The 10,202-nt window shown below is 68.8% G+C and carries 18 protein-coding genes; 17 read left to right on the top strand and 1 reads right to left on the bottom strand.

All coding sequences use genetic code 11. The features are described 5' to 3' along the window. The first annotated feature begins 795 nt into the window (after positions 1-795). From E1300_RS18230 to E1300_RS18240, 3 genes are all read left to right on the top strand, one after another. Positions 796-1,293, top strand: a complete 498-nt coding sequence (locus E1300_RS18230) for a Pycsar system effector family protein (RefSeq protein WP_131758218.1) — start codon at positions 796-798, stop codon at positions 1,291-1,293. A gap of 175 nt (positions 1,294-1,468) precedes the next feature. Next, positions 1,469-1,918, top strand: coding sequence for a hypothetical protein (locus E1300_RS18235; RefSeq protein WP_131758219.1), 450 nt, complete (start codon positions 1,469-1,471; stop codon positions 1,916-1,918). 180 nt (positions 1,919-2,098) lie between these two features. Beyond that, positions 2,099-2,932 carry a class I SAM-dependent methyltransferase gene (locus E1300_RS18240; protein WP_131758220.1) on the top strand — a complete coding sequence of 278 codons (834 nt, stop codon included), beginning with the start codon at positions 2,099-2,101 and terminating at the stop codon, positions 2,930-2,932. Between the two features lie 59 nt (positions 2,933-2,991). Here the strand turns inward: E1300_RS18240 and E1300_RS18245 are convergent, their stop codons facing one another. Next, positions 2,992-3,654 (bottom strand): GntR family transcriptional regulator, encoded by a 663-nt coding sequence (locus E1300_RS18245; protein ID WP_131758221.1) that lies wholly within the window; start codon positions 3,652-3,654, stop codon positions 2,992-2,994. Positions 3,655-4,017: 363 nt separating this feature from the next. Here E1300_RS18245 and E1300_RS18250 point away from each other — a divergent pair, with 363 nt between their 5' ends. The 14 genes from E1300_RS18250 to E1300_RS18315 form a co-directional block, all read left to right on the top strand. Beyond that, entirely contained in the window at positions 4,018-4,365 is a 348-nt protein-coding gene (locus tag E1300_RS18250; RefSeq protein ID WP_131758222.1) for a hypothetical protein, read from the top strand. A gap of 115 nt (positions 4,366-4,480) precedes the next feature. Next, the gene (locus tag E1300_RS18255; protein ID WP_131758223.1) at positions 4,481-5,068 is read left to right on the top strand and encodes a hypothetical protein; all 588 of its coding nucleotides are present in this window, start codon (positions 4,481-4,483) and stop codon (positions 5,066-5,068) included. Further along, the gene (locus tag E1300_RS18260) at positions 5,065-5,286 is read left to right on the top strand and encodes a hypothetical protein (RefSeq protein ID WP_131758224.1); all 222 of its coding nucleotides are present in this window, start codon (positions 5,065-5,067) and stop codon (positions 5,284-5,286) included. The genes E1300_RS18255 and E1300_RS18260 overlap by 4 nt, the downstream gene beginning before the upstream one ends. Positions 5,287-5,383: 97 nt before the next feature. Next, the gene (locus E1300_RS18265) at positions 5,384-5,572 is read left to right on the top strand and encodes a hypothetical protein (protein WP_131758225.1); all 189 of its coding nucleotides are present in this window, start codon (positions 5,384-5,386) and stop codon (positions 5,570-5,572) included. A gap of 41 nt (positions 5,573-5,613) precedes the next feature. Then, positions 5,614-5,880 (top strand): hypothetical protein, encoded by a 267-nt coding sequence (locus E1300_RS18270; protein WP_131758226.1) that lies wholly within the window; start codon positions 5,614-5,616, stop codon positions 5,878-5,880. Then, entirely contained in the window at positions 5,867-6,247 is a 381-nt protein-coding gene (locus tag E1300_RS18275; RefSeq protein WP_131758227.1) for an RRQRL motif-containing zinc-binding protein, read from the top strand. The genes E1300_RS18270 and E1300_RS18275 overlap by 14 nt, the downstream gene beginning before the upstream one ends. A 41-nt stretch (positions 6,248-6,288) precedes the next feature. After that, complete coding sequence (locus tag E1300_RS18280) at positions 6,289-6,669, top strand: hypothetical protein (RefSeq protein WP_131758228.1); 381 nt, start codon at positions 6,289-6,291, stop codon at positions 6,667-6,669. Then, positions 6,669-7,028 (top strand): hypothetical protein, encoded by a 360-nt coding sequence (locus E1300_RS18285; RefSeq protein WP_131758229.1) that lies wholly within the window; start codon positions 6,669-6,671, stop codon positions 7,026-7,028. Before E1300_RS18280 ends, E1300_RS18285 begins: the two co-directional genes overlap by 1 nt. 122 nt (positions 7,029-7,150) lie before the next feature. Further along, a complete protein-coding gene (locus E1300_RS18290) occupies positions 7,151-7,738 on the top strand; it encodes a hypothetical protein (RefSeq protein WP_131758230.1) in 588 nt (195 codons plus the stop codon). After that, positions 7,738-7,926 (top strand): hypothetical protein, encoded by a 189-nt coding sequence (locus E1300_RS18295; protein ID WP_131758231.1) that lies wholly within the window; start codon positions 7,738-7,740, stop codon positions 7,924-7,926. The genes E1300_RS18290 and E1300_RS18295 overlap by 1 nt, the downstream gene beginning before the upstream one ends. 100 nt (positions 7,927-8,026) lie before the next feature. Further along, positions 8,027-9,130, top strand: a complete 1,104-nt coding sequence (locus E1300_RS18300; protein ID WP_207399824.1) for a hypothetical protein — start codon at positions 8,027-8,029, stop codon at positions 9,128-9,130. Positions 9,131-9,277: 147 nt separating this feature from the next. After that, positions 9,278-9,460, top strand: coding sequence for a hypothetical protein (locus tag E1300_RS18305; RefSeq protein ID WP_131758232.1), 183 nt, complete (start codon positions 9,278-9,280; stop codon positions 9,458-9,460). Next, positions 9,457-9,753 (top strand): hypothetical protein, encoded by a 297-nt coding sequence (locus E1300_RS18310; RefSeq protein WP_131758233.1) that lies wholly within the window; start codon positions 9,457-9,459, stop codon positions 9,751-9,753. The genes E1300_RS18305 and E1300_RS18310 overlap by 4 nt, the downstream gene beginning before the upstream one ends. Continuing rightward, the coding region (locus E1300_RS18315; protein WP_131758234.1) for a hypothetical protein at positions 9,750-10,202 on the top strand (453 nt) is incomplete at its 3' end. The genes E1300_RS18310 and E1300_RS18315, both read left to right, overlap by 4 nt.

Raw genomic sequence — 10,202 nt, forward strand, 5'->3', positions numbered from 1 at the left:
GCCCGCATCTGCCCGTCGTGAGGCCCCGCGCGGGACCCCGCGCAAGTCGGGACCGGCCAGCGGCACGGGCGCGGCCAGCTCAACCCCGTGACTGGTCCCCGTCTTCGTGCGGCTCCGTGACTCCTGCTGCTCTCCGCGCCTGCCGACCGGCGTCGGCCTGGTCCCGTAGCCAGCGCACTAGCAGAGGCGGAGGGCCAGGCGCCGAGTCGGCGGCGCGTGCGGCCCGGTTCGCGGGCCGCCTTGAGACCTCGTGAGGAAAGGTTCACACCGGTTCGACGAAGCGGTTTTTTGAGCGGGCGACAACCATGACCACAACAGGGGGGTGCGGATGTTGCGCCCGACTGCTCAGACTCGTTCGACCACGTCAGAGCGGGAGTGGCGAGGCTGCCGCGCCGCGCCTCGCCGAATCTGAGGGCCTCTCGCGGAGGCCCTCCGCTCCCACTCTCGTGCCCACTTGCCGTGGGCACAACTCGCCTGCAGTCCTTCAAGGCGGTCGGAGGAGGGGTCGCCCAGAGCCTTCGACCGAGGCGCACCCGCCCCCAGGCCGGCGGGGCCAATTGCCTGATCACCGTGTTGACACTTAAGCGTCAACAGGAGCGCGAAGCTTTGGACACGGCTCTGGAGGGTTGCTGCTCCAGTCCGCCCCTTTGTACGCCCGCTGACCTGCCCAGGAACCGGCTTGTTCAGACTGCGTCGATCGGATCTTGTGTTGGACTCAGTGACTTGATTTCTAGGGGCAGGAACCTTGGCTTGATCATCTGCGTCAGACTGTTCTGATGAGAGGTAGGAGTGCTGATGGCGCAGCAAGAAGAGGGCCCTCAGAATGAGGGGATTGCAAAAGCAATTGCTGATGCCAACGATCAGAGTAAGACTGCAGATCAAAAAGCGGCAATACTTCTTGCAGCGGTGGGTATTGTAATTGCGATCCTTGTTTCGCTGCTGAGTGGCAACTCAATGAATACCCTTCCCAAGAACTATCCATGGCTAACAGGAACGGCCCTCGCGACAGCTATGTGTAGTGCAATAATGCTCCTTCTATCGGTCAGGCCCCGCTTCTCCAGGCACAGTGATAACCGATCCAACTTCAATTATTATGCTCAATTTGAAGGACGCGCGAGGGAGTTGGAGCGGGAATTGAGTCAAGGACAGGCTGGTATCGACAATGTCGCGAGACTCATTGAGTCATCTAGACTTGCACGTGTCAAGCACGCACAGACCAGACTGGCCGTGGATTTTCTATTGGCAACGGTTGTAGTAGTATCAGTTGAGCTCATCGTTGCCATTTTTGATTGATTGATAATGATTGAAGGATTCGATGGCATCCTTGGCTATGCACCCCATGTCAAGGGAGATGATTTTTGTGGACGGTAATCCATATATAATAACTCTGATAGCTATTACTGGAAGCCTCCTAGGCGCCATAGCGACGGGATTGTTCCAAGTTAGATCTGTAAGAAGACAGCTCAAGATGCAATCCGTCGAAGCCGAACGAAAGCGGCTTGGCGATCTGGAGCAATGGGCTCATTCTGCATTAGAAGATCGCCATAAGGTGCTGTGGGCAGAGCGTAAAGCGCTCTACTCTCGTTTGATTGGACTGACCGAAAAATGGATTCGCTGTAATATCGACTTGATTGGGATTGAACTGCCTGATGGTGTAATGGTTCAAAGCCACGAAGATGCGGCGAATGCTTCTCCTATAGTCGCCCGGTATTTTGAGGCGGCTCACAATTTTGGTGAATGTTTCTACGAAATAGAGATACTTGGTCATGCGGAGGTCATTGCGAAGGCTAATGCTCTCCATTTGAGTCTGATACAAGGAACAAAAGCTGCCCTCGAAGGTGAAAATAATCGAGAACGGTCTGAAGCAGCTAAACGAGACCTGTTGCGTGCGATGCGTCGAGGTTTGACTGAGATGTAGTCGCTAATGACCAGCCAATTAACGGTCATCGGTGACCTGAGTTGGACGGTCCGGGGCTTGCGTGGGGGCGGGGTCTCGTAGCCTGGTGTGGCGGACGGGCGGCACCTGGCCGCCCGCTATGGCCCGTCGTGAGGCCAAGGGTGGGTGACATGGACCCGTGCAGTGCGGGAGACTTGCCGCATGGCCAAGTTGACCATCACACCTCGTCGCTGGGACGAACTCACCGCACTGCTGGAGGATGAGGAGAGACTTCGGAATGAGCACCCGAAGGTGGCCGAGTACCTGGACATGTCGGCACGGCTGCCCGGAACCGGTGACGATCAAGTCGATGCAGACTTCGACCTACGGCTTGTGCACTACATGACCGGTGGGAGTGTCGCCAGTGCTAATCCGTACTGGGACATCGTTGAGCCTTTCGTCAACGCGCATGACGGTCGCCGAGTGGTAAATGGCGGTTGCGTTGACGGGAGTGCGCGACTCGCCTATGCCCAGATGCTGTTGCAAGCCGTCTATGCGTACGCGATACCTGCTCCGCAAACCATCGAATGGGTGGCGGACTTTTGTGCAGGTTCAACGATCGTGGAACTCGGAGCCGGACGCGGGTATTGGGCGGCGCAGCTGGCTCGTTCGGGTTTGGAGGTCCGAGCGTATGACTCGGAGCCACCGGACCGGACCAATAATGCCTCGTTCCCTGAGGCTGCGGGCCAGTCAAGCGTCTGGCATCCTATCGAGGATGTCACGGAGTTCGCGACTTGTTTCCAGTCGGCCGACCATGTGTTGTTCCTTTGCTGGCCGCCAGGGTGGGGCAACGCGATGTCGTCTGAGGCGCTCAGTTCATTCGAGGCTGTTGGGGGAGAGCGACTCATCTACGTCGGGGAGCCGAAGGGCGGAAGAACGGGCAATGACGCCTTCTTTGATGCTCTCTCCGCCCGTTGGAGGCTGGGCTGTGTAGATCGGCAATTTGTTTCCTGGTGGAGAGATGCGGACGTGGCGCAAGGTTGGATCCGTAAGTGATTCCCAAGCCCAAAAGGGGGGTGCCGACCTGGTCGGCACCCCCCCTTTTTTGGTGGTTTCTAGAGCGTCATCCGGAACACGAACGCGTCGTACCGGTCGCGGGGATACGAGATATCGGAGATCATGATCACACGGCCGTCAGCAGCAATGAAGCGCTGGTGGACCGTCTTGACGAGGTCACCGGGCGGTGTCTGGAGCCAGTCGGCGTGCGGCGCCGTCGGTAGTTGGTCGGAGATCGTTTCTTCCAGAAAGGCGGCCCCCGAGATGTCGGTGACCTGCACCGAGTGGTAGGTGTCCGAGATAGAGATTCGCTGTCCGTCCTCGGTGGCTCGGGTGATCACGTGCTTGATCTCTTCCCCTTCGTGCACACCGAGGGCCTCCACGAGGTCGCCGGCGGCAGGGGACTGCTCAGTCTCACGTTCGACGTGGATCTGTCGATCGGTCTCGTTCTGGAACGAACGCTCGGCGGTCTCCATCTGGCGCTCAGGAGACACACGTACGAGGTTGGGGCGGTCGGCCACGAAGATGCCTCGCCGTCGAACGGAGCGGACAAGCCCCTGCCGCTGGAGGAGTTCGAGGGCCTTCCGGACCACGATGTCCGAGACGCCGTTCTGCTGGGCGATCTCGGCGTAGCTCGGTAGCTGAGTGCCGGGCGGTAGGTCCCCGCCGCGGATACGTCGGGCGTACTCGCCTGCGATGCGGACGTAGGCCGGTTCTGCCATCGCGTTCCAGTCCCCTCGGACTCCGTCGCCGGTGCGTTCACCAGCGTATACGCATCATCGTATACCTAGGGGTTGTGCGTATACGTAACTACGTATACGCTGCCGTCAGGCGGCTCGCGCCCACAAGCGAAGCGCCTGGTCATCACAACTTCATGGCGCTGGTGATCGACGTCGAACGGCTCACGTGTCCAGGTCCCGATGCTCCACAAAGTCGCCTGGATGGATGCGATCTTCACAGCGCTCGTCTTACCGCGAGACAGCTTCCGCTGTCTGTCCACCACAGCGTCCGGCCGCACTGGAATGCCGGTCTGTGGCGGGCAGAGAGTGCAAGGTTCTCGCTCCACTGCCTTCCCGGAGGTTCGCGTGACCCGCCATAACAACCGCCCGGTCATCGCCGCAAGCACGCTGGGTTTCGAGCGGCTCAGCCTCCACGCCGGTGAGCCGGTCTCGATGGTGTGCCCGACCTGCGAGCGCTGGACGCTGTGGCGCCGGGGCATGCTGAAAGCCCACAGCGCCGATCACGTCACCGGCGCGCGCTGCACCGGCTCCAATCAGCGAATCTACCTGGATGTTGACCCTGCGCAGTGGTTGCGCTGGCTGCCGGAGTTCAAGGCCGCGGTCGAGCTGGCCCGGCGCCGGACGGATCGCGTGCATCTGCCGCACGGCCACCGGACGATGGCGCCGCCCCCGCTGCTGCGGCCGGCGGCCTGACGCCCACCGCCCCGCTTGAGCGCCCCGCCCACGACGTCGTGGGCGGGGCGCTGCTTTGTCCTGTCCGCTCGCAACCGTCCCCGCCGAGCGAGCGGGGAGGACGGAGGTTCCCCGCATGATGTTCCGCTTCCACGACGCAGAAGACCGCGACCGCGCGTCCGATGGGGTGAGCCGGTACGGCGTCTACCTGCGTCGCCACCCCAGGCTGTTCACCGACTTCGAGGACCCGGTGACGGTCGATCCGGTGCTGTTTGTGATCGGGGCGTGGCAGGTGGCGACGGCACCGATCATGTCGCCGCCGTATCTGGACTGGACGGCCGAGCGGCTGCTGTCGGTGGAGCTGTCGGGTAGTGAGCACGACGGGTCGCTGATCGCCCGCTGCCAGTTCGCGGCAGACCGCCCGGCCGCGCTGCGCGAGGTCGGCGGGTTCGCCGACTGGCAGTGCGACGCCGGCTGGTCCGGCGTCCGCGGCTATCAGGCCCCGGATGACGATGTGCTGGCGCGTGGCCCGGTGATGCTGACCAGTACCGCGGTGCTGTGGTCGATCCCGGCGGACCGGCTGTACGCCCCGGCCGACGCCCCCGAGACGCTGACCACCATCGACGCCAAACAGGCGGTGCGACGGCTGGCCGAGCTGCTGGACGCCCGGCTCGCGCCCGTCCTGGCCGCCCTGGACACCAGCCCTGGCCGGGGCGCGTGGTGAGCGCGCCCCGGCCGCGGCTGGTCAAGATCCGGCTGGCCGGCCACCTCGACGACGTCACCGCGCTGGCCGAGCTGCTGGCCGGCCTGCCCGGTGAGCGGTGCGCGGTCAGCGCGATCTCGGCGCCGTACGCCAACCGGCGGGATGCCGGGGTGCGCTGCTACCTGGACGTCGTGCTCACCGGCCCGCCGTCCGGCACCGGCTCACCAGACCAGCAGTAGATCCCCTCTCTCCACCCGGCGGCCCCGGCCCGCTCGCCTCCGCATCTGGGGGGCGGGCTGGCCGGGGCCGCTGGCGCGTTCGGAAGGAACCCCCGCGATGTCGATCTCCTATGTCCGGCCGCGCCCGGTGGTGCGGCATGCCGGACCGGTCAGGCGCTGCCCGGCCTGCCGGAGCGTGCTGGACGGCGGCCCGGTGCTGTTTCGCTGCCCGAGGTGTGAGCACGCGGTGCACGCCGCCGACGTGCCCGCCGAGGTCGGCGCCAACCCGCCGCGGCCCGCGGCATGACCGCCCCGCATACCACCCGCCCCACTCCCGGCCCCGGTGGCGTGTCTGTGCCGTCGGGTGCGGCCGGGTTCTACGTCTCGGTGCGCACCGGCGCCCGGATGGCGCAATCGGCGCTCGCGCTCGGCCCGTTCCCGGACCGGAACACCGCCGCCGACCACGTCGCGGTGGTGCGCCGCTACATCGCGGCGCGGCACCGCGGCGCCGAGTGGTGGCGGCTGTCGACCACCCGCCGCACCGCCGCCCCCGGCCGGCCGCTGCCGGTCGGCACGCTGAACGAGCTGCTGGGGGTGCGCTGTGGGCCGCCGTAGCTCCGCACGGTTCTGGGATCCGCGCGGGGACCGGCACGGCATCCCCACCTACCCGTGGCGGATGGCCCCGCCCCATTTGGCCACCCGCCGCCAGTTGGCCGCCGCCGGGCTCCGTCCCGGCGGTCAGGACGTGGCCGCGCAAGTGCTGTGGTGGCGGTCGCGCGGTATCGGGGTGGCCTACCTGTACGACGTCCGGCTTGCGCTGCCCAAGCGCACCCCGTCCGCCGCGCAGCGGGCGGCGCTGGCCAGGGCGCTGGCCGCCCGCCGGATCTGCCCGCGCTGCCGCACCGATGCCGGCTACGTGCTGCCCCGCCGACTGGGCTGCTGCCTGGACTGCGCGGAGCCGTGGGAACTGGACGCCGCCTGACCTCTCCCTCTTGCTGACCTGTTGGAAAGGACACCTCACCGATGACCGCCTACCTCCCGTTCATCTCCGCCATGCCCGGCCCCGCCCGCGGGACGTCCGCGCCGTGGACGCTGCCCGAGGACGGGTTCGTGGACCCGATCGCGGTGGAGATCGCCGCGTCCGGTGCGCGGCGCGTCGCGCTCACCCCGGCCGAGCGGCTGCTGGCCGCCGCGTGCATCCTGGCCGCCGGTCTCCGGCAGACCGACATCGCCGAGCGGCTGCACGTCAACAGCGACACCGCCCGCACGCTGGCCGGTCAGGTGCGCCGCTGCCGCCTGCTGCCGGTGCCGGACCTGTGGGCGCTGGCCTACCCCACCGACACCGACACCGACACCGACGCGGACACCGACGCGAGCACCGACGCGGGCGTCCCCGCGGCCTGATGACCACCGCCACCGTCCGGTACTTCGGCAGATGCCCGATCAAGGGCTGCACGACCCGCCGTGTCGTGGACGGCGACACGCGCATGGCCGTGAAGATCGATGACCGGTGGACCCTGCTGAACGCCTACGAGTACGCCGGGTTCACCGGCGAGCGGCGCCGCGCGTTCATCGCGAGCATGCGCGCGCACGACCTGGCGTGCGGCGAACACAAGGCGTTCCTGCGCTGGCAGCCCGGCCGGTACTCCTACAACCCCGACACCGCGTGCGCGCCCGCCTGCGAGGCGGCGACGGGCCCGCGGTGTGACTGCTGCTGCCGGGGCGCCAACCACGGCGGCGGCCACGTGGTGACCCTGCACTGATCTGACGCCCCGCCCGGGGCCCGTCTCTGACGGACGGGCTCGGGACAGGACGCCAGACCTTCCCGCCGACCGGCCGAAGGTCACCGTCCCCGCCCATTCCCCTGGTGGCAAGGAGCTGCCCCATGTCCTCTTCTGTGACCTCCCGCCCGACCGCGCCCGCCGGCCCGGACACCGGCCCGGATGCTGGCCCGGACGCCGTGCTGGCCGCGGACCTGGCCGAGATCACGCGCCGCGAGCGGATCGAGCGCCGCACCCGCACCGGCCTGGGGGTCGGGTTCGCGCTGATCGGCGCCGCGCTGACCGCACCCGTCATGCCCGCCATCCCGCTGCGGCTGCTGGCCGCCGCGCTCGCGGCGGCGCTGTCGGTCATCGGCGCCGCCACGCTGGCCGTCCTGGTCGCCGAACGGTTCCACGGCCGGTACGAGGTGGTGCCGCACGCGTGGGGGTGGCGGATCGTGCGCCGCTGGTACGCCCCCGGCGCCACCGTCTGGCACGCCAACCCCAAGAGCGGCGCCGTGACCGGCTCGGGGCCGCTGGCGGTGCTGGGCTGGCACCACGATCCGGCGTGCGCGGAGGCGTGGGCGCTGGTCTACGACGGCACCCCGCGCATGACCGGCGGTGGTGCCGTGTGGCTGCCGCTGTCGGCGCTGAGCCCCACCCCGCCCCCGGCCGAGCCGCTCGCGCAGGACGTGGACGGGGGTGCGCGCTGATGTGGGCGCGCTGGTGGGCCCGCCTGGCCCCGATCGACCTGCTGATCGCCAGCGGCATCGGCGCCGAAGTGGTCTGGCTGGCCTGCACGCATCTGACCGCAATGCGCACGCCGGCGGCGGCGCTGCTGGCGGCGCTGGCCGCCGTCGCCGTCTTCGGCCTGCTGGCCCGGCACCGGCGCCGCCCCTGACCCCTCACGCACCCGCCCCGGGTGCTGTTCACCGAGCGGCACCCCGCCCCCGAGCCGGACGGCCCGGGGGCGGGGTGCCGCCGCCTTTCAAGGAGTGTTCATGAACACCGACCCTGTGCCCGCTGGTGAGCGTTCACCGGCGGGGCCCGATGCGTTCACGGCGTTCACGGCGGGCGCCGGTCCGGTGAACAGCAGCGTGAACGCCGAACAGATCCGTTCAAACGAGCGCGCGCTGTCGGCCGGCACCTGGTTGATCGTGTTCGGCGCGATGCTCTACAGCGTCCTGACCGTCACCCCGTTGATGCGGGAGCACACGCCGAAGGGGTGGGAGTGGACGGCGCCGATCCTGCCGCTGGTCGTGGACGCCGCGGTGGTGATCGTGGTCCGCCTGGATGCGCTGCTGGCCCGGCTCGGGCAGGACGGCGGCGGTTGGCCGCTGGTGCTGCGCTGGATGACCGGCATCATGACCCTGTCGCTCAATGTCGGCCGATCGGCGGCTGATCAGGACTGGGGCGGGGTGGCGGTGCATGCGGTGGCTCCGTTGCTGCTGATCGTGACCGCCGAAACCGGGCTGGCCTACCGCCGCGCCATCACCCGCGCGCTGGCCGCGCAGCAGCGCCGGCAGCACGCCGAACAGGCCGCCCGCGAGCACGCCGCCCGCCAGCAGGCCGAAGCCCGGCAGGCCCGGGAACAGGAGGAGCGGGAGTATCAGGCCCGGATGGCGCGCGAGCAACGCGAGCACGAAGCCGCCCTCGCTCGGCAGGAGGCCGAGCATCGCGAGCGGCTGGCCGCCGAGGAACGCCGCCGCACCGCCGACGCCGAGCGTGAACGCCAGGCCGAACGTGAACGCGCCGCCCGCGAGCGCCAGCAGGCCGAGCGTGAACGCGCCGAAGCCCAAGCGCGTGAACGCGAGCGTGAACAGGAACGCCAGCGCGCCGAACAGCAGCGCGCCGAGCGTGATGAACGGCGTCGGCAGCGGCTGCTGGCCGCCGGTCCCGCCCCGGCCAAGCTGCCTGAGGAGCAGGCCCGGCAGATCGTGACGGCCGCGTTCCTGGCCGGGCTGCCGGTCCGCGCCGCCGCGCAGCGGTGCGGCTGGTCCATCGGCTGGGTCGCCGGCCGCTACCAGGAACTCCGCGAGCACCACCCCAACGGCCAGGGCACCGAACCGCCCCGCCCGCTGGCCGAGCTTCCACACGGCACCTGACCGTTCCCGCCCCCGGTCCGTCTCTCGGACCTCGCCCGCACACCTCGCCCCGCACGGGCCAGCGCTGTGCGGGCGAGCGGTGTGTGGGCGGGGTCGGCGGTACGGACCGCCGAACCCCCGCCCGTTCCCGACCGAAGGGACGCTTCCATGCTGCTGCTGGCCATGCTGACCGGCGGGCTGATCTTCATGATCTGGGCCCGCCAGGTCTCCTATCTGATGCTGTTCGCGCTGTGCTCGTGGGGGCTGCTGGCCGCCTCCACCCCGCCCGGCACCAAACTGGTGGAGGGCCTGAACTCCCTGTCCGGGATGCTGGACGGGGTGTTCACATGACCCCCCGCACCCGCGCCCACCCTTCCGCCGTGCGGCGGCCGGGTCCGGTGCGGCGGCTGGCCGTCCGGCTGTGGGCCAACCGCCCCACCTGGGGCGCGTTGGCGTTCCTGCTGGCCGGTCCCGGCGTGGCCAAGGTGGTTCTGGGGTGGCCGCTGTGGTGGACCGCGGCCGGACAGTGGAGCCTGTGGGCCCTGCTGCTGGTCACGGTGTCCATCGTCGAGACCCGCCGCCCCGCGCCGCCCCGCGGCGAGGACGGTGGCCGGTCCGGCGACGGTGAGGAGGCCGACCGGTGATCGAGCTGCTGTTTCTGGGGTCGGCCGCGTTCGCCGGCGGTGCGCACGCCACCCGCCGCGCCCGTCACCAGTCCCGCCCTCAGCCCCGGCGCCGCGTCCGGGACCATTCGCTGCTGGTCAAGGCGTGGAACTCCGCGGGTGCCCCGCACACCGAGGAAACCATGCTCGGTGACGCGCTGGCCGATCTCGGCGGACGGGCCATCGGCTCGACCGTCCGGCGCACCGCCCCGCGCGTCCGCGCCCGCGGCCAGCGCATCCGGCGCGGCGCCGAATCACGCTGGCAGCGCCGCCGCTCCGAGGACCGCACCGTGACGTTCTTCCGCCGCCGCACCCGCCCCACCACCGGGACCGCAGCGGCGCCCGGCACCAGCACGGGCAAGCGGGCGGGGGATGCGCCGCCGCTGCCGTCTGGCCGCACCCCGCCGTCGCTGCCGGCCGGGCGGGACCCG

The sequence above is a fragment of the Actinomadura fibrosa genome, from assembly GCF_900659615.1.
Taxonomy (GTDB): Bacteria; Actinomycetota; Actinomycetes; order Streptosporangiales; family Streptosporangiaceae; genus Spirillospora; species Spirillospora fibrosa.